This is a genomic window from Salinivibrio sp. PR919, from assembly GCF_001995355.1.
GTDB classification, from domain to species: Bacteria; Pseudomonadota; Gammaproteobacteria; order Enterobacterales; family Vibrionaceae; genus Salinivibrio; species Salinivibrio proteolyticus.
Genome location: NZ_MUFL01000013.1, coordinates 26,753 through 48,733, shown reverse-complemented (window position 1 = coordinate 48,733; position 21,981 = coordinate 26,753). Strand labels below are relative to the sequence as shown.

General features: G+C 52.3%; 19 protein-coding genes and 1 pseudogene. 15 read left to right on the top strand and 5 right to left on the bottom strand.

All coding sequences use genetic code 11. The features are described from left to right. Window positions 1-36: 36 nt before the first annotated feature. From BZG83_RS04150 to tldD, 8 genes are all read left to right on the top strand, one after another. Entirely contained in the window at window positions 37-1,080 is a 1,044-nt protein-coding gene (locus BZG83_RS04150; RefSeq protein WP_069588176.1) for a rod shape-determining protein, read from the top strand. A 33-nt stretch (window positions 1,081-1,113) separates the two neighbouring features. Next, on the top strand, window positions 1,114-2,022 hold the full coding sequence (gene mreC / locus BZG83_RS04145) for a rod shape-determining protein MreC (RefSeq protein WP_069588174.1): 909 nt from the start codon (window positions 1,114-1,116) through the stop codon (window positions 2,020-2,022). Beyond that, on the top strand, window positions 2,022-2,510 hold the full coding sequence (gene mreD / locus BZG83_RS04140) for a rod shape-determining protein MreD (RefSeq protein WP_077479474.1): 489 nt from the start codon (window positions 2,022-2,024) through the stop codon (window positions 2,508-2,510). The genes mreC and mreD overlap by 1 nt, the downstream gene beginning before the upstream one ends. A gap of 9 nt (window positions 2,511-2,519) precedes the next feature. Further along, window positions 2,520-3,086, top strand: coding sequence for a Maf family protein (locus BZG83_RS04135; RefSeq protein ID WP_077479473.1), 567 nt, complete (start codon window positions 2,520-2,522; stop codon window positions 3,084-3,086). A 38-nt stretch (window positions 3,087-3,124) separates the two neighbouring features. Beyond that, window positions 3,125-4,594 (top strand): ribonuclease G, encoded by a 1,470-nt coding sequence (rng, locus tag BZG83_RS04130; RefSeq protein WP_069588168.1) that lies wholly within the window; start codon window positions 3,125-3,127, stop codon window positions 4,592-4,594. 3 nt (window positions 4,595-4,597) lie between these two features. Next, entirely contained in the window at window positions 4,598-8,455 is a 3,858-nt protein-coding gene (locus tag BZG83_RS04125; protein ID WP_077479472.1) for a YhdP family protein, read from the top strand. A gap of 2 nt (window positions 8,456-8,457) precedes the next feature. Next, a complete protein-coding gene (locus BZG83_RS04120; protein ID WP_077479471.1) occupies window positions 8,458-9,276 on the top strand; it encodes a carbon-nitrogen hydrolase family protein in 819 nt (272 codons plus the stop codon). Between the two features lie 66 nt (window positions 9,277-9,342). Beyond that, complete coding sequence (gene tldD, locus BZG83_RS04115; RefSeq protein WP_077479470.1) at window positions 9,343-10,791, top strand: metalloprotease TldD; 1,449 nt, start codon at window positions 9,343-9,345, stop codon at window positions 10,789-10,791. A gap of 35 nt (window positions 10,792-10,826) precedes the next feature. Here the strand turns inward: tldD and yjgA are convergent, their stop codons facing one another. After that, window positions 10,827-11,354 (bottom strand): ribosome biogenesis factor YjgA, encoded by a 528-nt coding sequence (gene yjgA, locus BZG83_RS04110; protein WP_077479469.1) that lies wholly within the window; start codon window positions 11,352-11,354, stop codon window positions 10,827-10,829. A gap of 128 nt (window positions 11,355-11,482) precedes the next feature. Between yjgA and pmbA the strand changes: the two genes are divergently transcribed. Next, a complete protein-coding gene (gene pmbA / locus BZG83_RS04105) occupies window positions 11,483-12,823 on the top strand; it encodes a metalloprotease PmbA (RefSeq protein ID WP_077479468.1) in 1,341 nt (446 codons plus the stop codon). Between the two features lie 94 nt (window positions 12,824-12,917). Then, window positions 12,918-13,751 carry a hypothetical protein gene (locus BZG83_RS04100; protein WP_077479467.1) on the top strand — a complete coding sequence of 278 codons (834 nt, stop codon included), beginning with the start codon at window positions 12,918-12,920 and terminating at the stop codon, window positions 13,749-13,751. Between the two features lie 6 nt (window positions 13,752-13,757). On the opposite strand, the gene BZG83_RS04095 is transcribed toward BZG83_RS04100, so the two are convergent. From BZG83_RS04095 to folB, 3 genes are read right to left on the bottom strand one after another with little or no spacing between them, the layout of a single operon-like run. Then, entirely contained in the window at window positions 13,758-14,558 is an 801-nt protein-coding gene (locus tag BZG83_RS04095; RefSeq protein ID WP_077479466.1) for an undecaprenyl-diphosphate phosphatase, read from the bottom strand. An 8-nt stretch (window positions 14,559-14,566) separates the two neighbouring features. Then, window positions 14,567-15,061, bottom strand: a complete 495-nt coding sequence (gene folK / locus BZG83_RS04090) for a 2-amino-4-hydroxy-6-hydroxymethyldihydropteridine diphosphokinase (RefSeq protein WP_077479465.1) — start codon at window positions 15,059-15,061, stop codon at window positions 14,567-14,569. Then, the gene (gene folB / locus BZG83_RS04085) at window positions 15,058-15,411 is read right to left on the bottom strand and encodes a dihydroneopterin aldolase (protein WP_069588147.1); all 354 of its coding nucleotides are present in this window, start codon (window positions 15,409-15,411) and stop codon (window positions 15,058-15,060) included. Before folB ends, folK begins: the two co-directional genes overlap by 4 nt. Window positions 15,412-15,581: 170 nt before the next feature. On the opposite strand from folB, the gene plsY reads away from it, so the two are divergent. Next, window positions 15,582-16,181 carry a glycerol-3-phosphate 1-O-acyltransferase PlsY gene (gene plsY / locus BZG83_RS04080; protein WP_069588145.1) on the top strand — a complete coding sequence of 200 codons (600 nt, stop codon included), beginning with the start codon at window positions 15,582-15,584 and terminating at the stop codon, window positions 16,179-16,181. Window positions 16,182-16,220: 39 nt separating this feature from the next. On the opposite strand, the gene tsaD is transcribed toward plsY, so the two are convergent. Next, on the bottom strand, window positions 16,221-17,240 hold the full coding sequence (gene tsaD, locus BZG83_RS04075; protein WP_077479464.1) for a tRNA (adenosine(37)-N6)-threonylcarbamoyltransferase complex transferase subunit TsaD: 1,020 nt from the start codon (window positions 17,238-17,240) through the stop codon (window positions 16,221-16,223). A 249-nt stretch (window positions 17,241-17,489) separates the two neighbouring features. On the opposite strand from tsaD, the gene rpsU reads away from it, so the two are divergent. The 4 genes and pseudogenes from rpsU to rpoD all read left to right on the top strand — a co-directional run. Further along, entirely contained in the window at window positions 17,490-17,705 is a 216-nt protein-coding gene (rpsU, locus tag BZG83_RS04070; protein WP_069588141.1) for a 30S ribosomal protein S21, read from the top strand. A gap of 23 nt (window positions 17,706-17,728) precedes the next feature. Continuing rightward, a complete protein-coding gene (locus BZG83_RS04065; RefSeq protein WP_069588140.1) occupies window positions 17,729-18,172 on the top strand; it encodes a GatB/YqeY domain-containing protein in 444 nt (147 codons plus the stop codon). Between the two features lie 83 nt (window positions 18,173-18,255). Further along, window positions 18,256-20,007, top strand: coding sequence for a DNA primase (gene dnaG / locus BZG83_RS04060; protein WP_077479463.1), 1,752 nt, complete (start codon window positions 18,256-18,258; stop codon window positions 20,005-20,007). 81 nt (window positions 20,008-20,088) lie between these two features. After that, window positions 20,089-21,942, top strand: a pseudogene (gene rpoD, locus BZG83_RS04055) (RNA polymerase sigma factor RpoD); the annotation flags it as partial. Window positions 21,943-21,981: the final 39 nt, after the last annotated feature.

The following is a 21,981-nucleotide window of genomic DNA, read 5'->3' as shown; positions in this document are numbered from 1 at the left end:
GTCTGATTTCACAGCTTGCAGGATTAACCGACCATCATGTTTAAGAAACTTCGCGGGATGTTTTCCAACGATCTATCGATTGACTTGGGAACCGCCAATACGCTGATTTACGTAAAAGGACAAGGCATTGTTCTTGATGAGCCTTCTGTCGTTGCCATTCGCCAAGACAGAGCGGGCTCGCCAAAAAGTGTGGCTGCTGTGGGTCACGACGCCAAACAAATGCTGGGTCGTACGCCTGGAAACATTGCGGCCATTCGCCCGATGAAAGATGGTGTGATTGCCGACTTTTACGTGACTGAGAAAATGCTGCAGCACTTTATCAAATCGGTACACGATCACAGTTATATGCGCCCAAGCCCGCGTGTGCTGGTCGCTGTCCCTTGTGGTTCGACCCAAGTTGAACGCCGTGCGATTCGTGAGTCAGCACTCGGTGCGGGCGCTCGTGAAGTGTATTTGATTGACGAGCCAATGGCAGCGGCGATCGGTGCAGGTCTGCCGGTCTCAGAAGCCACAGGTTCGATGGTGATCGATATCGGCGGTGGTACCACTGAAGTGGCTGTGATCTCGCTAAATGGTGTGGTGTACTCTTCATCAGTACGTATCGGTGGTGACCGCTTTGACGAATCCATCATCAACTACGTGCGCCGTAACTACGGTAGCTTGATTGGTGAAGCGACGGCAGAGCGCATCAAGCACGAAATTGGCTCGGCGTATCCGGGCGATGAAGTGCGTGAGATTGAAGTGCGTGGTCGTAACCTCGCTGAAGGGGTGCCGCGTAGCTTTACTCTGAACTCGAATGAAATTCTTGAAGCGCTGCAAGAGCCGCTGACCGGAATTGTTTCAGCCGTGATGGTCGCGCTAGAACAATGTCCACCTGAGCTGGCCTCTGACATCTCTGAGCGCGGTATGGTGATCACAGGCGGTGGTGCGCTGCTGCGTGATTTGGACCGTTTGCTGACGGAAGAAACTGGCATCCCTGTAGTGGTGGCAGAAGATCCATTGACCTGCGTGGCACGCGGTGGCGGTAAAGCGCTTGAAATGATTGACATGCACGGCGGCGACCTCTTTAGCGAAGACTAAGGTGATCGTGCCAGCAAACAGGTTGTTTTCATCATGAAACCTATGTTTGGCAGAGGTCCGTCTCTGCAACTACGCCTGTTTTTCGCTCTCTTACTATCAGTCAGCCTTATGCTGGCTGATAGTCGTCTTGACGCCTTTGCTGGCGTTCGCTATTTCCTCAATACACTGGTTGCACCGCTGCAATATGCGTCGAACGTTCCAAGGGACACGCTAGATGCGTTGGTGACGCAGTTTCAATCTCACCGACGCCTAGTAGCCGAAAATGAGGCGCTGCGTACGCAAGTATTGCGCCTTGAAAGTGATCAGTTGTTGTTAGCGCAAACAGAGCGCGAAAACCAACGCTTACGGGAGTTACTCGGCTCGCCGTTTGTTCGCGATGAGCGAAAAATGGTCGCTGAGGTCATGGCGGTCGACTCCGATCCCTATAAACATCAAGTGATGCTGGATAAAGGGCGCACCAATGGTGTTTACGAAGGCCAACCGGTGATCAATGAGCACGGTGTGGTGGGGCAAATTGCCTATGTGGGCGCGCACAACAGTCGGGTGCTGTTATTAACCGATCCTACCCACGCAATTCCTGTTCAGGTAATGCGCAATGACATTCGAGTGATTGCCTCCGGACGGGGTTCGACAGCGTACATCGGCTTGGACAACATTCCGAGCAGTACCGATATTAAGGTCGGTGACAAGCTGGTCACGTCGGGGTTGGGCGGCGTTTTTCCGGAAGGTTATCCGGTGGGCACGGTGACGGAGTTTTCGTTTGATAACAAACGGCCATTTGCTCAGGTCAAGGCAACGCCGGCGGTGAAATTTGATCGCCTACGGTATTTGCTGTTGGTGTGGCCGACGCCTGAGCAAGCGGATCCCGAGCAAGACAGCGAACAAGCAGGCTCTCAACCCGAGGATGCCGTGGCATCTAACGAAAAAGGAGAGTCGCAATAGTGGCAAATTCAATATTTCGCGGCCATCTGGTGATTTGGCTGACTTTTATTGCTGCGCTTATCTTACAAGCTGCGCCTTGGCCTGGCGAACTCGCACCTTTTCGACCTTCGTGGGTGTTGCTGGTGACCTTCTACTGGGTGTTGGCTTTGCCGCACCGGGTCAATGTCGGCACGGCACTCGTGCTGGGCTTGCTGTGGGACCTGATGTTAGGGTCAACATTAGGGGTGCGCGGTTTAATGATGGCGATCTTGGTCTATCTTGTCGCGCTCAACTTTCAACTTTTGCGCAACATGTCTTACTGGCAACAAGCATTGCTACTGTCGCTGTTAACCCTCGCGGGAAAGTTGATCGAGTTCTRGGCGGAGTACCTCGTCTCTGAYGTACAGTTTAATCCAGAGCAGCTCTGGGCAGGTGTGCTTAACTTTATACTGTGGCCTTGGCTTTTCTTACTGCTCCGCCGGGTGCGTCGTCGTTTTGCAATTCGTTAGAGGGATTTCATGAGCATTGATTTATATCTGGCGTCAGGCTCACCGCGACGCCAAGCGTTGTTGACCGATATGGGCATCAGCTTTTCGCGGGTAGTGGTGGATGTTGAAGAACAGCAGARAGCCGGTGAATCGCCTTATGCTTATGTGTCTCGTTTATCACAAGACAAAGCCCGTGCGGGAGTCGCAAAAACCGGTGGTCATTTACCTGTATTAGGCGCCGATACGATCGTCGTCGATGGCGAGCAGGTATTGGAAAAACCGCGCGATGAAGCGGATGGGGCGCGTATGCTCAAACAGCTATCTGGCCGTGAGCATCAAGTGATGACGGCGGTGACCGTTGCCAATGCGATGAAGCAAGTGACCACTGTGGTAACAACACGGGTGTGGTTTCGTGAGTTGACCGATGACGATATTCGCGCGTACTGGCAATCGAAAGAACCTATAGATAAAGCGGGCGGCTACGCCATTCAAGGCCTTGGCGGCAAGTTTGTTACCCGTATCGACGGCAGTTATCACGCGGTCGTTGGTTTGCCATTGTATGAAACCGAGCAGCTGCTCAAGCAATTTATGGCCTGAACAACCGTCAGGCCCCTTTTTGAGATGTCGGGGAAACCATGAGTGCGGAACTGTTAATCAATGTCACACCTAGCGAAACGCGGGTGGCGATGATAGAAGGTGGCAACCTTCAAGAAATCCATATTGAGCGAGAAGCGAAGCGCGGCATCGTAGGCAATATCTACAAAGGGAAAGTGAGTCGTGTCTTGCCTGGGATGCAGGCAGCCTTTGTCGATATTGGCTTAGATAAAGCGGCTTTTTTGCACGCCTCGGATATCGTGCCGCACACTGAGTGTGTCTCTGAAAATGAAAAACAGCAATTTCAAGTGCGCGATATTTCTGAATTGGTACGCCAAGGACAAGACATTGTGGTGCAGGTGGTCAAAGACCCCTTGGGCACCAAAGGCGCTCGCCTGACCACTGACATTACTTTGCCGTCGCGGTATCTGGTCTTTATGCCGGGCGCGTCGCATGTTGGCGTGTCACAGCGCATCGAAAGTGAAGAGGAGCGCAGTCGCTTAAAACGTATTGTCAGTGACTATTGCGATGAGCTGGGCGGCTTTATTATCCGCACCGCGGCAGAAGGCGCGACGGATAAAGAAATGGCGCAAGATGCAGCGTTTCTAAAACGGTTGTGGAAGAAGGTCTTAGAGCGGCGCGCACGGTATAAATCGAAATCCATGCTCTATGGCGAGTTGGCATTAGCGCAGCGCATTGTGCGTGATTTTGTTGGCACCGAGCTGGATTTGATTCGGGTCGATTCTCGCCAAGCATATGATACGTTGGAAGAATTCACCTCAGAATTTGTCCCCGAACTTGCCGGCAAGCTTGCTTACTACGATGGTCAGCAACCGATTTTTGATATGTACGACACCGAAAACGAAATCCAGCGCTCGCTGGAACGTAAGGTGGAGTTGAAGTCGGGGGGCTATTTGATCATTGATCAAACCGAGGCCATGACCACCATTGATATCAATACCGGGGCCTTTGTGGGGCGCCGTAACCTTGATGAGACTATCTTTAATACTAATGTCGAAGCGACACGAGCCATTGCTCGCCAGCTACGCCTGCGCAATTTGGGCGGTATTATCATCATCGATTTTATCGATATGAGTACCGACGAACACCGCCGCCGCGTGTTGCACTCGCTGGAACAAGCGTTAAGCCATGATCGGGTAAAAACCAACATTAATGGCTTTACCCAACTCGGCTTAGTGGAAATGACCCGCAAACGTACGCGCGAAAGTATTGAACATGTGCTGTGTGGTGAGTGTCCAACGTGTGAAGGCCGAGGCTCGGTGAAAACGGTAGAAACCGTCTGCTATGAAGTGCTCAGAGAAATCACTCGAGTGAACCGTGCCTATGATGCCGATAAATTTGTGGTATATGCCTCGCCGGCAGTGGTGGAAGCTTTGGTGGAAGAGGACTCCCACTTAGTTGCAGAGCTCGAAGTCTTTATTGGTAAGCAAGTAAAGGTGAAATCCGAGCCTTTGTATACCCAAGAGCAGTTTGACGTAGTAATGATGTAATCCATGACCTGGGCCGCGAAAATTGGACGCTGGCTGATAGCCGGCGTCGTGAGTCTTATTCTGTTAACCGCCGTCTTTATTGGCGGTTTGCGCTTTTTATTACCTAACGTGGATATGGTGCGTGAGCCGCTACGACAATGGGTCAGCGAGCAAACGGGCTTTAGCGCGCGTCTTGGGACCATTGCAGGCCAATGGCGCAATCTTACGCCGTCATTGCAACTCAATCATGTCGCCTTGACCACCAGTGATAACAGTCCGCCATTACTGACCGCAAACCACATTGATCTACAACTGGATGTCTTTGCGAGCTTATCTCGCCGTCAACCGGTGTTTTCCCATGTTACCCTCGATGGACTGACCTTTAACAGCGGTCAACTTCCCGATAAAAAAGACAGCACCGGGGTGCGTGAGCGCCTTGAAGATTTGTTTTTAGCCCGCCTTGGCCAGTTCTCTGTCACTAATGCCCGTCTGGTTCTTGTCACACCGTCATTGGCGGCGCAGACGCTGAATATCGATAATTTGTTGTGGCGTAATCAAAATGGTCAGCATCATGCGCAGGGCACCATTGGGATTGCGGGGACAGAGCTGGAAAAAATCCGCGTCAATGCGGCCTTTACTGAGACCGACGGGGTGGACTCGCTTAGTGGTGATTTTTATCTAGCTAGCGAAAACATGGATTTGGCACCGTGGCTGATGAAGCGCTTTACGCCGTCAGTGACGATTGATAATGCGCGCTTAGATGCCAATGCATGGCTGCGGGTTGAGAAAGGCCAAGTGGCAAATGCTTTGCTGGGTGTCGATACCTTTGCTTTGACGTGGCGCGATCAGCAGGGGGCCTCGCAGCAATGGGCACTCAAAGACAGCCGCGTGCAACTGCAGGCAAGAGAGGACCAGCAATGGCGCGTGGATAGCGATGGGGTTTGGGTTCAGCAAGGGGATACCACGCTGCCGGCGCTGAATCAGTTGTCTTGGCAAGGAAACGAGTCTAACTGGCAGCTTAATGCTCGTCACATTGATATCGCGGCATTACGTCCGTTAGTTGGATTGTTGAGCCAATCTGACCGTCAACATCAACTGATAGAAGCTCTTTCACCAGCCGGTACGGTGGACACGCTGGCAATGAGTCAGGCCTCCGATGGGCCGCTGCGCTATCAAGCCTCTTTCTCTGACATTCGCGCCAACCAGTGGGGGTATTTTCCGGCCTTTGAGGGGTTAAATGTCACCGTGTCCGGTGAGGGACATCAAGGCGAGGCGACCTTAGCATTGGGGCAACAATCACTCCCTTATGGTGATTTTTTCCAAGCGCCATTACCGCTTGAGCATGGTGAGGTGACGGTGCAATGGGCGGAGCGTGGCGATACTTTGACGGTTTGGAGTGATGCGATTGCCATAAAAGCCGCTGACTTGGATGCGCGCGGGGCGTTTCGCTTAGACATTCCTTCGCAAGGTTCGCCGTTTTTGGCGCTCTATGCGAACGCCGATGTGCGCGATGCAGGCCAGACGTGGCGCTATTTACCTACCCGCGCGATGCCAGACTCCCTCACTGATTATCTCTCTCGTGCGATTCAGGGCGGGCAGGCACAGGGCAGTGATATTTTATGGTTTGGCGCCTTAAATACGTTTCCTTACCGTCAACATGACGGCGTATTCCAAGCGCGAGTGCCGTTGCGTCAAGGCGCGTTCAGTTTTAATACCGCTTGGCCAACTCTGACCGAATTGGATGCTGAGCTCTTGTTTGAAAACGCACGGTTAACCATTCAGGGCGATCATGTACGCCTTGGCGATGCGATCAGCCGTCAGGTTCGTGCGGATATCGACGATATGGAGGCTGCTGATAGTGCATTAACCTTAGAGGCGGATTTATCGGCCACTGGGGATGCGGTCCGTCGTTATATGTTGGCGACACCACTCGTTGACTCCTTGGGGGCGGCGTTGACGCACGTCCAAGTTGAGGGATTGGTGGATGCCAATTTAGCGCTCAATATTCCACTTGATGGCAGTCAGCTACATGCCACAGGCGAAGTGCGCTTTGCAGGGAACCAAGTGCTTATTCAAGCACCGTCCATGCAACTGGATAATGTCGCGGGCAGACTGCACTTTGACGATGACACGATTAGTACTCGTGGCCTCACTGCACARTGGTTGGGTCAACCGATGTCGGTGAATTTTGACGGACAAACCGACGCGGCAGGTTATCAGTTGGATCTTAACCTCGACGCGGACTGGGACGTCGCCCCTTTGCTGGCTAGATTGTCGCTACCGCTCGAGGATTATCTCGCCGGTGGGGCACGCTGGCAGGCAACATTGGGCCTGACATTACACGACATCGGTTTTGACTACCAACTGGGGGTTGATATCGATACCACCCCCTTGCAGTCAACATTGCCCGCGCCACTGGCTAAACCGCGTTGGTCAACCGGCAGTGCCTCGCTGGCAGCAACGGGCAACAGCGAAGGACTACAAGGGCGAATTCAGTTACCGGCAGTCAGCTATCAAGCGCGTATTAATACCCAAGGCGAGCGTCCAGTGATCACCGCAAGCCAATGGAATGTGGGCGAACAGCCTACCTCACTCTTGGCGGCGCAAGGGCATCAGTTGGATATTGACTTGGCACAGCTAGATGTAATGCCGTGGCGCGACCTATGGCGTGACGTGACGCCGCAATGGCCACAAGGGCAAAGTGATTTYCCGACCTTACCGGTGCCGACTAAAGTGAACGCACGCATCGCTCGCTTAGACGCCGACAAGTTGAGGTTTAATCAAGTGTCTCTTGCTGTGCGCAAAAAGCCACAAGGATGGGACGCCTTACTCGGTAGCAATGAGCTTAGCGGCCGCGCCCAGTGGCCGACGGGAGGACGCTTAGCGATCGATGTCGATCATTGGCATATCAATATGATCGCCGATACCACCGAAAACGATCCTAATGCGCCCCTGTTCGCACCGGTGGACAGCCGAGCCTCTGCCGCCGATAAGGCGCTATTGGCGGCGGTGCCATCCACCGATATATTGATCAAAGACTTATGGCTACAAGGCTATCGACTTGGGCGAGTTTCTGCATCACTCGACAAGCAAGAAGAACGCATAGACTTAACCTCATTGACCATCGAGAGCGGTCAAAACCAAGCGGCAGTAAGCGGCAGTTGGTTAATCGATGAGGATCAGCGCAATCAAACGGCGCTCTCCATACAGTTAAATGGCGATAGCACGTCGGATTTAATGGGGCGCTTTGGGGTCAGCGGTGGGATCCAAGATGCGCGTTTTACCTCGCAAGCGGATATCTCTTATGGCGGACTGCCGTGGCAAGTGGATATCGCGAGTTTAAATGGTGAAGTCCGTGCCGATATCCAAGATGGTTACATCAGTGGCGTCGGAGGCGCGGGTAAATTACTGGGCTTATTTAGCTTGGATTCTATTTTGCGCAAAATCCAACTCGACTTTTCTGGCGTATTCGAAGATGGGCTAGCGTTTGATGACATTACCGGCCGTGCGGTGATCACAAATGGCGTGGTCGTGACCGATAATATCCGCATGGATGGATTAGCAGGTGATATGGTTATCAGAGGTATCGCTAACTTGGTCAGCAATCAAGTCAACGCGGATGTGCGCTTTACGCCAGATATTACCTCTGGGATCCCTGTGCTCAGCGCGTTTGCTGTTACGCCACAAACGGCGCTCTATGTATTGGCCGTCACCACGGCGATTTCGCCGGTTGTGGATGTATTTACACAGGTTCGCTATCAAGTTACTGGGCCGATTGGTACGCCTGACATTCGGGAAATTTCCCGTAATCAAGAGGCGCTAACCTTGCCCGCCGATGCCACGGAACGATTGCGCCAACAGGCAGAACAAGCCAAGGAGTGAGCATGATGAAAGTCGGCATCATCCAGATGAATTCGGGCGCCGATCCGGTGCAGAACATGGACGTACTACAAACCAGTTTGCAGCGGTTACATCAACACGGGGTCAAACTGGCGCTGACGCCAGAAAATGCCTTGGTATTTGGTGATAAACAAGATTACCAACGGCACGCCGAGCCGTTAGGACATGGCCGTATTCAGCGCCAACTGGCAGAAATGGCGCACCAGTTCGACATCTGGCTGGTGGTGGGCGCCTTTCCAATCCAAAACGACAACGGCCGTCTGACTAGCACAAGCTTAGTGTTCGATAATGCCGGACACTTGCGAGGTAGCTACGATAAGCTGCATATGTTTGATGTGGAAGTGGCGGATGCGCACGGACGTTATCGTGAGTCGGACTACTTTCAAGCCGGCGATCAACTTGCCACCGTGGATACGCCATTTGGTTGCTTGGGGTTAAGCATCTGCTATGACGTGCGTTTTGCGCCGCTCTATCATGCGTTACGCGCGCAAGGCGCTGATATTTTAACCGTGCCGGCGGCGTTTACGCGCGTCACGGGACAGGCACATTGGGAGGCGTTGCTGCGCGCCCGTGCGATTGAAACCCAATGCTGGGTGATTGCTGCCGGGCAATGTGGTGAACACAGTAAAGGCCGTCAAACGTGGGGGCATTCGATGATTATCGACCCTTGGGGGCAAGTAGTGGCGTCACTGGGGGACGACCCCGGTGTGACGTGGGCGGAGCTTGACTTGAGCATCGGTGAATCCATTCGCCGTAAAATGCCGGTGCTCGACCACGCTCGGTTGCAAACCCAATTGAAATAGCGCACCCTCGGCGCATCATCTTTTTATCTTTGGCTAGCATAAATAGCCACAACCAAGAGTAAGCGAATGAGTCTGGAACAGGTCGAAGAAACCTTATTGCGCCCTGCGGGGATCAGTGAGTCGCATCTCCAAGAGACACTGGCTCACCTGAGTGGTCGTCAAATTGACTACGGCGACGTTTTTTTCCAATCAACGTGGCACGAGTCGCTCGTCTTGGAAGATAGCATCATCAAAGACGGCTCGTTCAATATCGATCGAGGCGTAGGTGTACGCGCTATCACGGGTGAGAAAACCGGGTTTGCCTACTCGGACCAACTTAACGCTGATGCCTTGATGCAAAGTGCGACTGCCGCACGCGGGATTGCGCCCAAAGGTGGGCAGGGTCAAGTCAGTGCCTTTCGCACGGTTCGAGGCGGTCAATACTATGGCCCGCTTGATCCGCTCGGTAGCCTAACCCGCGAGCAAAAAATCGCATTGCTGAAAGAAATCGACAGCTACATTCGTGCCAAAGAGCCGCGAGTGAAAGAAGTCAGTGCCAGTATTAATGGCTTGTACGAGCAAGTATTGATTGCCGCCACGGATGGGACCTATGCCGCGGATATTCGCCCTCTAGTCCGTTTATCTGTGTCTGTGCTCGTTGAGCAGGATGGGCGCCGTGAGCGGGGAAGTGCCGGTGGCGGTGGCCGTTATGGTTACGAGGTATTCTTGCAAGAGCAAGACGGAAAAAGCACGGCGCTACAGTTTGCTGATGAAGCGATTCGTTTAGCGCTGGTGAACTTGCGTGCAGAAGGCGCTCCTGCTGGCACCATGCCTGTGGTGTTAGGCGCGGGTTGGCCGGGCGTGCTATTGCATGAAGCGGTCGGGCATGGTTTGGAAGGCGATTTCAACCGTAAAGAGTCGTCTGTCTTTACTGGTAGCCTCGGTGAGCAAGTGACTTCACCGCTTTGCACCATTGTTGATGATGGCACGATGGCGGATCGTCGCGGCTCGCTCAATATCGATGATGAAGGGGTGCCGGGCCAATATAACGTCCTGATCGAAAACGGGGTGCTTAAAGGCTATATGCAAGATAAGCACAACGCGAGCTTGATGGGAGTGGCACCGACCGGAAACGGCCGTCGCGAATCTTATGCGCATTTACCCATGCCGCGCATGACCAATACCTACATGCTGGGTGGCGACAGTACGCCGAGTGATATTATTGCCAGTGTTGAGCACGGTTTGTATGCCCCTAACTTTGGTGGCGGACAAGTGGATATTACCTCGGGTAAATTTGTATTCTCGACCTCTGAAGCCTATTTAATTGAGAACGGCAAAGTTACCACGCCTGTGAAAGGGGCCACCTTGATTGGCAGTGGTATTGAGGCGATGCAACAAGTGTCGATGGTGGGTAATGATCTCGCGATTGACCGAGGCGTCGGCGTCTGCGGTAAGGCAGGGCAAAGTGTGCCGGTTGGCGTGGGTCAGCCAACGCTGAAACTTRATGMCATGACAGTGGGTGGCACGGAGTCATAAACAAACACGCCAGTGGAGAACACTGGCGTGAGGTTTTACAGGCTTTGGTCGTAAAAGCCTTTAATGTATTGGAAGATCTCGCGATACGCCTTGGGCGGCTTGTTTTGTTGTCGCTCTTTTTTAGCCTGACGGGCAAGTTGGCGCAAGCGTTGGCGGTCGGCCTCTGGATACTGCAGCATCACATCGTTGATAGCGTCGTCGCCTTCATCGACAACACGGTCGCGCAGCTTTTCGAGCTTATGCAGCTCAGCACTTTGTTGCGCGTGCTTGTTTTGTAGCTTATCCAGCGCCGCTTGAATCGGCTCAGGGTCGCGAGAGCGCATGAGCTTGCCGACATATTGCAATTGGCGACGACGTGCTTCGTTTTTTAAGCGTTGTGCGTCAACAATGGCGGCGTATAAGTCGTCGTCGAGTGGAAACTTTTCCAACACGGCAGGCTTGAGCTTAACCAGCTCTTCGCCAAGCTCTTGCAGGGCGAGCATATCGCGCTTCATCTCGGATTTACTCACCCAGATGATTTCTTCCTCTTCCTCCCAAGGAGCAGGTTTATTTTTACGGCCCATGTTCAACCTCAATGAGAATGTGCAATGACACTTATGTTAACAAGAAACGCGCACAAACGCGGGCTTTTTTGTCACCGGCTCGCGTGGCCCCGTATTCTAAATTCGAATTTTAATCAGAAAGGTCAACTATGAGTGTAAAACAGCAGGTCGCGGAGCAAGAGCAACACCTACGCCAAGCCGTCAGCCGTGCGTTGGACATGGCCGCGCAACGCAGTGATGCCGCAGAGGTAGCGATCACCAAAAGCACAGGGATCAGCGTCACGTCACGCATGGGTGAAGTGGAGAACGTAGAGTTTAATCGCGATGGTGCCTTGGGAGTGACTGTCTACTGCGATCAGCGCAAAGGTAGCGCATCCACGACAGATCTGTCCGAGCGTGCGATTGCCAAAACGGTCGAAGCCGCGTTGGAAATTGCCAGCTATACCTCACCGGATTCCTTTGGTGGCCCAGCACCAAAACACTTAATGGCCTTTGAGTATCCCGATCTTGATCTGTTTTACCCTGACGAGCCAGAGCCCGATGCTGCAGCCGCATTAGCCATTGAGGCGGAACAAGCCGCGTTAGGTTATGACTCGCGGATCAAATTCAGTGATGGCGCCAGTTACGACAGCCATTATGGAGTCCGTGTGTATGGCAATAGCCACGGCATGCTAGGCAGTTATGCCTCCAGCCGTCAGGCGCTAAGCTGCTCGGTGATCGCGGAAAGTGCCAATGGTATGGAGCGCGATATGAGCTACACGGTTGCGCGCGATAAAGCCGATTTATGGACCCCAACCTCAGTAGGCATCGAAGCGGCAAAACACGCGGTAGCGCGTTTAGACCCACGTAGTCTGGCGACGTGTGAAGTCCCCGTGATGTTTGATGCCAGTGTGGCGACCGGCCTGTTTGGTCATCTGGTGATGGCGATCAGTGGCTCTGCGTTATATCGCAAATCATCCTTTTTACTGGATAAAAAGGATGAAAAAATCTTCCCTAACTGGCTCACGATCAATGAGTTACCTCACGTACTTAAAGGGTCGGCCAGCTCGCCGTTTGATAGCGAAGGGGTTAAGACCCAAGACAGACGCATTGTGGAGCAAGGGGTATTAAAAACCTATCTAGCGACCAGCTACGCGGCTCGTAAGCTCGATATGGAGCCCACTGGCCACGCTGGCGGTATCCATAACTGGTATGTCAGCCACACCGGCCAAGATGCTGATGCCATGCTGAAAACCTTGGGCACCGGTCTATTGGTGACTGAGTTAATGGGGCAGGGGGTGAATCCTGTCACTGGTGATTACTCGCGCGGCGCTGCGGGTTTTTGGGTGGAAAACGGTGAAATCCAATATCCAGTCAGCGGCATTACCATCGCGGGGAATTTAAACCAGATGTTCGCCAATATTGTTGCTATCGGCACAGATATTGAGACGCGCAGCCAAATTCAAACCGGCTCAATCATTATTGATGCAATGAAAGTGGCTGGCGAATAATAGCCATCACTTCTTCCCTAAGGGCGCCGATTGGCGCCCTTTTTAGTTTACTGCCATGCTAATAGCTGTTAGTCGAGCAGCGAGGGAGCGAGGCATGAACACAAGGCCGTTGCGTGATCTGATTGGAGCGCGTGTATTGGGCGTGCTAGGCACGTATTCCACCCCAGAGAAGATGGGCAGTATGGCGGTGTCGATTTGCGGTGTGGAGCCGCTCAGTGATACGCGATTGCGCACGATCTTTCCCAAAGGGCATCAATTGAAAGACGGTCAATGGGTCACGTTACATCTCGATAACCGCACCGGGGTGAGTGATTATGACGCCGACCTTAAGGTGTATCGTTTGTCGTTTAAGGGCAAGGTGATTGCCACATCCGCCTTTGAGGTCATGATTGATGCGCTCGAATATCAGGTGGCCTATGGGATGGGCGTGGTGAAGTCTTATCAAGCCCCTGATTATGCTTATCCGTTAGATACGCGTCGAACCGTGGCGTTACCCACCACACCTTTATCGCAAGTCCCGGCGATGGATGACAGTGAGTATGATAATAAAATCGGTGTGCTTTTGACCTATGCGCCGAGTCAGCCACATACGACGGTGATGGCGTTTTTATCGTCGGTCGAGGATGACATTTTCTTTATCACCTTTCCCAGTACTTTCAAATCCTTGCTGCTAAAACGCGACAACCGCTGTTACTTTGCGATTGATAGCCGTGCAACTTTTACCTTTGAACAGGCGATTGAATGGAACTACAGCATTATTCGCGGCGAGGTTTATACCGTGCCTAAACCGTCGATGATGTTTGATGAGATACGAGAGCGTTTTGTGGCAAAAAACCCGTGGGAAGTGGGCTTTTTTAGCCATCCTGAGGTGGAGATGTACCACCTGAAGGCAGCCAATGTGGTCTGCCCTCGGATGGCATTGGATTAGCGAAGCTTATTGGCTCATCAATAGCGCAATGAGGCCCACACCCAAAATCAGGCGGTAAATCACGAACGGTAACATACCCACTCGGGTGACCAGCTTTAAAAACGCATGAATACACGCATAGGCGCTGACAAAAGAGACCAAAACGCCAACCCCAATGGGGGCAAACTCAACCGGCACTGGGCTGGTGGCTAGCTGTAAGCCCAGATACGATCCGGCGAGGGTGATGATTGGAATCGACATCAAAAATGAGAAACGCGCGGCGGCTTCTCGGGTGTAGCCTAGCATCAGCGCAGCAGTAATGGTGGCGCCCGAACGTGAGGTGCCTGGGATCAAAGCAAGTGCTTGAGCGATCCCGATAAACAGCGCACGCGATCGGGTGGTTTGATACTCATCGCATTGTTGACGCGCATGGCGGTCGGCCCACCAAAGCAGTGCACCAAATAGCAAGGTGGTAGCGGCAATCACCCACGCTGAACGCAGGTAAAGCTCAATCAAATCTTTAAGAAACAGGCCTGCCACGCAGGCGGGAATGGTCGCCAATACGATCATCCAAGCCAATTGACTATCCCGGCTGTGTTTACCTGTGAACGACGCGAAAAAGGCACCTAACAGTGACACAACTTCACGGCGGAAATAGCCAATCACCGCGGCAAGTGTACCGACATGAACGGCCACATCGAAGGCTAAGCCTTGGTCGGCCCAGCCAAAAATCTGCGATGGCAAAATGAGGTGGGCGGAGCTAGAAATGGGCAAAAACTCAGTCAAGCCTTGAATAAGGGCAAGAAAAAAGGCTTCAAACATGCTCATGGTAATGATTATTCCTTCAAATACGCAGGGGTCTCGATAGGCCACAGTGGCTGGGCTTGGTCAAATTGCTGCCAAAGCTGCGCAAATGTTCGTCCATCCCCGGGGATTGCTTGATCGGGACACAGTTCAGCGAGTGGCCAAAGGGTGAATGCAAATTTATAAATATCGTTGCGTGGTAAGGCAGGTCCGCTGGACTGGCACTGATCGCCAAAGGTCAATAAGTCGATGTCCAAGGTACGATCGCGATACTTAACGTCGTCGCGCTGTCGCCCATATCGACTTTCGATATCGCGTATGGTTTGCCAAAAGGTTTGCAGATCGAGTGTGGTGTCGAGCTCAGCAATAAGGTTATAGAAATTCGGCCCTTCAAAGCCGACGGGTTCTGCCTCAAAAATGCGCGAAAAACGGCAGTGCGGGTCTAAGGCACGTAACGCTTCAACTGCAGCTTGGATATGCAGGTCGCGATCGATGTTTGAGCCAATACTGACTAATGCTTTTGTCACCGTGTGCCTCGCTCTATTACTACGCCAACATTACGCGCTTGGGCGACGGCACCAGGTTTGGCCACACGCACCTTTACCCAGCTGACGCCAAATTGTGACTGGATTAGCGCGGCGACCTCTTCGGCGACCCGCTCGATGAGCGCACAGCGGCTGGCTTGAACATGTGCAATCACAGCCTCACTGACACTGGCATAATCCAGCGCTAAACTGACATCATCACTTTGGGCGGCGGGACGATTGTCGTGCGCCATTTCGATATCGAGTACCAACTTTTGTTGGATGGTTTGTTCCCAATCGTAGACACCGATGGTGGTCACAACGTCGAGTTGTTCTATAAAGACGGAATCCATGTTTTTTCACACTCCGTGACAGGTCGGATACCACTGTGGTAAGAAAGCCCGTATTATCGAGCTTATCGATTGACACTTGGATGCGCGATGCGTTCCGATCCATGTTGCGTCTAATCAAGATCGTGGGCGCACTATAGCAACGAATGCAGCACAAACTCTAGGAATTTCACATGACTGCACTGGCCATTGCCATCATCATCGCTGCCTATTTGCTCGGCTCTGTTTCCAGTGCGGTGCTGGTGTGCCGGGCCTATGGTCTGCCGGATCCTCGCGAACAAGGGTCTGGAAATCCGGGCGCGACCAATGTGTATCGCCTCGGGGGTCGCACGGCCGCGGCATTGGTCTTAGTGTGCGACATGCTTAAAGGGACGATCCCAGTTTGGCTCAGTTATCTTATCGGGATTAATCCGTTTTTGCTTGGCTTGATTGGCATCGCCGCCTGTCTTGGACACATCTATCCGGTGTTCTTCCATTTTCGAGGTGGCAAAGGTGTGGCGACGGCGCTAGGTGCTATGGCCCCGATAGGACTCAGTCTGACTGGCTTGTTAGTGCTGACTTGGGGAGTGGTGTTGGTGATCACSGGCTATTCGTCATTAAGTGCCATCGTCACTGCTATTTTGGCACCGCTTTTCACTTGGTGGATTAAACCGCAATTTACCATGCCAGTGGCGATGCTCTCCTGCCTGATCTTATTTCGTCATTACGAAAATATTCGTCGCCTGCTCGATGGCGAGGAAAAACCCATCGTGCTCAGGCGCTGGCGACGTTAACAGACGTAAAAAAAAGCAGCCCAAGGCTGCTTTTTCGCATCATTGAGTCAGCGATGGCAAGGTATCAATCGGCCAGCGCGGCTGTGCCTTCACCCCCAGCCCCATATGCTCACCGTTTTTTAGTCGCTGCATCCCCGCGTAGGCAATCATGGCACCGTTATCGGTACAGAACTCGGGACGTGGATAGAAAACGTCGCCGCCCAGTTTGCGCGTGAGGGTGTCGAGTTTGTCGCGTAAATGACGGTTCGCGCTAACGCCGCCAGCAACCACTAATCGATTCATGCCACATTGCTCTAACGCTCGCTTACATTTGATTGCCAGCGTGTCCACCACCGCGTCTTGGAAGGCATACGCGATATCTGCACGGGTTTGCGGATCATTGTCATTGGCTGCAATGGTATTCGCGGCAAATGTCTTCAAGCCGGAAAAGCTGAAATCGAGACCAGGACGATCGGTCATCGGACGCGGGAAGGTGAAGCGGCCGTGGGTGCCGTTTTCTGCCAGTTTTGACAGCAATGGGCCACCGGGATAATCAAGATTCATCAGCTTCGCGGTTTTATCAAACGCTTCACCGGCTGCGTCATCAATCGACTCACCAAGAATGCGGTATTCGCCAATCCCCTTTACTTCGACCAACAGCGTGTGTCCGCCGGAGACGAGCAACGCCACAAACGGAAAGGGAGGCGGCGTGTCTTCTAACATAGGCGCAAGTAAGTGGCCTTCCATATGATGCACCGCTACCGCCGGCACTTGCCAAGCGTACGCCAAGCTGCGACCGATGGTGGCACCGACCAGCAGGGCACCGACCAATCCGGGACCGGCGGTGTAGGCCACGCCATCGATATCCGCTGGTGTCAGCTGCGCCTCTGCCATCGCTGCTTTGACTAACGGCAAGGTCTTTTTAACGTGATCGCGAGAGGCTAACTCAGGGACAACCCCGCCATAATCGGCATGAAGCTTTACCTGACTGTAAAGTTTATGTGACAAAAGCCCGCGCTGATCGTCGTAGATCGCCACGCCAGTTTCGTCACACGATGTCTCTATGCCTAAAATTCGCATCATAACCTCAGGAAAAAAGCCGATAGATTGAACGCTTAGGATAAATGAGCACGCTGAGCGTGAAGACCGAAGCGAGAAGACGTTGCCAGCACAGGCTGGCGGTGCGCGCAATCTTACATGGCTTGGAAGTAATTCGCCAGATGTGCTTTACAATGCCCCCCTATTCGGATTAGAATTTCGCACCATTTTTAATCAAGGCTGGCCAATAATTCGCCAGCGATAACTGATAACCCCTGAGGTGAAAGGCACATGCCAGTAGTTAAAGTACGTGAAAACGAACCATTTGACGTAGCATTGCGTCGCTTTAAGCGCTCTTGTGAAAAAGCAGGTATTCTTTCTGAAGTTCGCCGTCGTGAGCACTTCGAAAAGCCAACTACCGTTCGCAAACGCGCTAAAGCCGCTGCTCAAAAACGTCACCTGAAGAAGTTGGCACGCGAAAACCAACGTCGCGTACGTCTGTACTAATTTAGTCAGATTAGGTAGGTGCTATGGAATTGCTTGAACGTCTAAAAGATGCCCAAAAAGCGGCGATGAAAGCGAAAGACAAGACGCGTCTTGGTACGATTCGCCTTCTGATGTCAGCCATTAAACAGCAAGAAGTGGATACCCGTCAGTCATTGAGTGACGAGGACATTCTTGCGGTGCTGACAAAAAGCGTAAAGCAGCGCCGTGATTCCGTAGCCCAATACCAGTCAGCCGGTCGTGATGATCTTGCCGATGCAGAACTTGCGGAAATTGCAGTGATTGAAGAATTTCTTCCTCAACCACTGAGCGAAGCAGAGGTCGATGCATTGGTAAAAGCTGCCGTTGAAAAAACTGGCGCAGCTTCCATGCAAGACATGGGCAAGGTGATGGGGGTACTAAAACCTCAAATCCAAGGCCGAGCTGATATGGGAAAAGTTAGCCAACTCGTGAAAGCGAATTTAAGCTAAGTTTTTCCAGACCTTACAACAAGCCGTGCTTTCCGTAATGGACGGCGCGGCTTGTTTGCTTCTCTCCCTATAAATTTCAGGTTATGGCAGGCAGAATCCCGCGCGCATTCATTGACGACTTGCTCTCACGTCTCGACATTGTTGAGATCATAGACGCACGGGTCAAGCTCAAGAAAAAGGGCAAGAATTACAGCGCCTGTTGTCCGTTCCATAACGAAAAAACGCCTTCATTTAGCGTTAGCCAAGAAAAGCAGTTTTACCACTGCTTCGGATGTGGTGTGCACGGTAATGCCATCGACTTTGTGATGGAATTTGATCGATTGGAGTTTCCCGATGCGATTGAAGAGTTAGCGAACACACTCGGTTTAGACGTGCCCCGTGAACAAGCGAATGGCGGGACAGCACGCCCCAGCATTCCCACGGATGATAAACGTCAGATTTATGAAACCATGGAAGCCATTGCACGGACCTACAGCAGCGAGCTGCGAACGGAAGCCGGACAAGTGGCGGTGGATTATCTCAAACAACGTGGTCTATCCGGTGAAGTGGTAAAACAGTTTGGTATTGGGTATGTCCCTGATCATTGGGACACCATTAAGCGACGTTTTGGTCGTAGCCAAGCGGAGCAACGCCAGCTGATCACCGCTGGCATGTTGATTGAAAACGACAATGGTCGCAGTTATGACCGTTTTCGTGGTCGCGTGATGTTTCCTATCCGCGATCGCCGAGGCCGTGTGATCGGCTTTGGTGGACGGGTGTTAGGGGATGGCACCCCGAAATACCTGAACTCGCCAGAAACGCCGATCTTTCATAAAGGTCGGGAGTTGTATGGCTTGTATGAAGTGATGCAACGTTATCGCCACCCTGAGCGTATCCTCGTGGTTGAAGGCTATATGGACGTGGTGGCACTGGCACAATTTGGTGTCGATTACGCTGTGGCCTCGTTGGGGACATCGACCACCGGGGAGCATATGCAAACCCTGTTTCGGCAAAGTAGTACTATACTTTGCTGCTACGATGGCGATCGAGCCGGCCGAGAAGCGGCATGGCGGGCGATGGAACAAGCATTGCCCTACATGACTGATGGCAGACAGCTCAAATTTATGTTTTTGCCCGACGGTGAAGATCCGGATTCGATGATCCGCCAAGAGGGCAAAGAAGGGTTTGAACAGCGGTTGAATGAGGCACAAACCCTCTCCACCTTTATGTTCACCACCTTGCTTAAGCAAGTCGACACCAGCAGCCAAGAAGGTAAAGCCAAGTTGGCGAACTTGGCAGTGCCTTTGATTGAAAAAGTGCCCGGGGATACGTTGCGCCTTTACCTGCGTAATACACTGGGGCAGAAATTGGGCATCATGGATGACCATCAGCTAGAGACCTTGATCCGTCGCCAAGGGCAGCCCGTTAAAGTACATGGGCAATCAGAGATTAAGCGTACGCCGATGCGTGAGGTGATTGCATTACTGGTCCAGTACCCGTACTTGGGCCAAGAGGTACCGCCGTTGCCATCAGCGGAGTCGATTGATTTGCCCGGTTTGGCGTTACTCAATCCGATCCTTGAGATCTGTCGAGCGCGCCCCAATATCACTACCGGTCAGTTGCTAGAGCACTGGCGGGGGACWAAACAAGAAGCCTTGCTGGCGCGGTTAGCCGGCTGGGATCTTTATATTGACGATGATAATGCGTCAGAACTTTTTTGCGATTCACTGGATAAAATACTCGCCCAGTGTGTCGAACAACAAATAGCCAAGTTGCAAGCGAAGTCAAATACCGTCGGCTTATCAGTCGAAGAGAAGCGGGAACTGATGCTACTGATACAGAGCCAGTCCGTTTAGAAAGTAGCCAGCAAAGGCGACATTTGTTAAAATTGGCGGTTTGCGTTTCCGCATACTAAATTCTTCACTCAGACCCGAAGTTGGATATCGTCTATGGATCAAAATCCGCAGTCACAGCTAAAGTTGCTTGTCGCAAAAGGCAAGGAACAAGGCTATCTGACCTATGCCGAAGTTAACGACCACCTCCCGGAAGACATTGTCGATTCCGACCAGATAGAAGACATCATTCAGATGATCAATGACATGGGCATCCAAGTGGTAGAAGCCGCGCCCGATGCTGATGAATTGATGATGTCTGAGACCGTGGCCGACGAAGACGCGGTAGAAGCCGCAGCGGCAGCGCTGTCCAGTGTGGAAAGTGAAATTGGCCGTACCACCGACCCTGTGCGCATGTATATGCGTGAAATGGGAACGGTAGAGCTTCTGACCCGTGAGGGTGAGATCGATATCGCGAAGCGTATCGAAGACGGCATTAACCAAGTACAGTGCTCGGTGGCGGAATACCCGGCCTCGATTGCCTCACTGCTTGATCAGTTCGATAAGGTGGAAGCGGAAGAGCTACGCCTGACTGACATCATCTCTGGGTTTATTGATCCAACCCAAGATGACATGGCCCCGACCGCCACCCACATCGGCTCTGAGCTGAGTGAGAAAGAGCTCGAAGACGAAGATGACGACGACGCTGATGACGACGATGATGATAACGACAACGAAGAAGATGTCGGTATCGATCCTGAGCTTGCACGCGAGAAGTTTAGCGAGCTCCGTCGTACGTATTCCAATATGGAAGCGGCAATCAACCAGTATGGTCGTTACGACGACCGCACTAAAGCGTCTATCGAAGAACTGTCAGAAACCTTCAAGCAGTTCCGCTTGGTGCCTAAGCAGTTTGATCGTCTGGTTAACGAAATGCGCCAGACCATGGACAAAGTGCGTACCCAAGAACGCTTGGTCATGCGTCTGTGTGTCGATCAGGCTAAAATGCCGAAGAAAACCTTCGTGCAGCTGTTTGCCGGTAACGAATCATCTGATGCATGGATTGATGAAGCGCTGTCATCCGGTAAGCCGTATGCAGAGCGTGTGGCGCGTTACGAAGAAGATCTACGTCGCTGTGTACAAAAGCTGAAAATCATCGAAGAAGAGACAGGCCTGTCTGTTGAGCGTATCAAAGACATTAGCCGTCGCATGTCTATCGGTGAAGCGAAAGCACGCCGTGCGAAGAAAGAGATGGTGGAAGCCAACCTACGTCTGGTTATTTCGATTGCTAAGAAATACACCAACCGTGGCTTACAATTCTTGGATTTGATTCAAGAAGGTAACATTGGCTTGATGAAAGCGGTGGATAAATTTGAATACCGCCGTGGTTATAAGTTCTCAACCTATGCGACTTGGTGGATCCGTCAGGCGATTACTCGCTCGATTGCAGACCAAGCACGGACGATTCGTATTCCGGTGCACATGATTGAGACTATCAACAAGCTTAACCGCATCTCGCGTCAAATGCTTCAGGAAATGGGGCGTGAGCCACTGCCTGAAGAGTTGGCGGAGCGCATGATGATGCCGGAAGATAAAATCCGCAAAGTCCTCAAGATTGCGAAAGAGCCAATCTCAATGGAAACCCCTATCGGTGATGATGAAGATTCACATCTGGGCGATTTCATTGAAGATACCACCCTTGAGCTACCGATGGACTCAGCAACGTCTAACAACCTGAAAATGGCGACCAATGACGTATTGGCCGGTCTGACACCGCGTGAAGCAAAAGTGCTACGCATGCGCTTTGGTATCGATATGAATACCGACCACACGTTGGAAGAAGTCGGTAAGCAGTTTGATGTTACGCGCGAGCGTATTCGTCAGATTGAAGCGAAAGCGCTGCGTAAACTGCGTCACCCAAGCCGTTCAGAGACATTACGTAGCTTCTTGGACGAGTAAGCGGTAAGCGTTTTGCACTGCCCAATAGAAAGGCGAGCC

Excerpts from the sequence above, each read along its gene's own strand:
- pmbA (WP_077479468.1), top strand. The coding sequence starts at position 11,483 with ATGAGTGTAAAACAGCAGGTCGCGGAGCAAGAGCAACACCTACGCCAA.
- rng (WP_069588168.1), top strand. The coding sequence starts at position 3,125 with ATGAGTGCGGAACTGTTAATCAATGTCACACCTAGCGAAACGCGGGTG.
- BZG83_RS04095 (WP_077479466.1), bottom strand. The coding sequence starts at position 14,558 with ATGAGCATGTTTGAAGCCTTTTTTCTTGCCCTTATTCAAGGCTTGACT.
- mreC (WP_069588174.1), top strand. The coding sequence starts at position 1,114 with ATGAAACCTATGTTTGGCAGAGGTCCGTCTCTGCAACTACGCCTGTTT.
- rpsU (WP_069588141.1), top strand. The coding sequence starts at position 17,490 with ATGCCAGTAGTTAAAGTACGTGAAAACGAACCATTTGACGTAGCATTG.
- yjgA (WP_077479469.1), bottom strand. The coding sequence starts at position 11,354 with ATGGGCCGTAAAAATAAACCTGCTCCTTGGGAGGAAGAGGAAGAAATC.
- tsaD (WP_077479464.1), bottom strand. The coding sequence starts at position 17,240 with ATGCGAATTTTAGGCATAGAGACATCGTGTGACGAAACTGGCGTGGCG.
- folB (WP_069588147.1), bottom strand. The coding sequence starts at position 15,411 with ATGGATTCCGTCTTTATAGAACAACTCGACGTTGTGACCACCATCGGT.
- BZG83_RS04150 (WP_069588176.1), top strand. The coding sequence starts at position 37 with ATGTTTAAGAAACTTCGCGGGATGTTTTCCAACGATCTATCGATTGAC.
- BZG83_RS04100 (WP_077479467.1), top strand. The coding sequence starts at position 12,918 with ATGAACACAAGGCCGTTGCGTGATCTGATTGGAGCGCGTGTATTGGGC.
- BZG83_RS04065 (WP_069588140.1), top strand. The coding sequence starts at position 17,729 with ATGGAATTGCTTGAACGTCTAAAAGATGCCCAAAAAGCGGCGATGAAA.
- BZG83_RS04120 (WP_077479471.1), top strand. The coding sequence starts at position 8,458 with ATGATGAAAGTCGGCATCATCCAGATGAATTCGGGCGCCGATCCGGTG.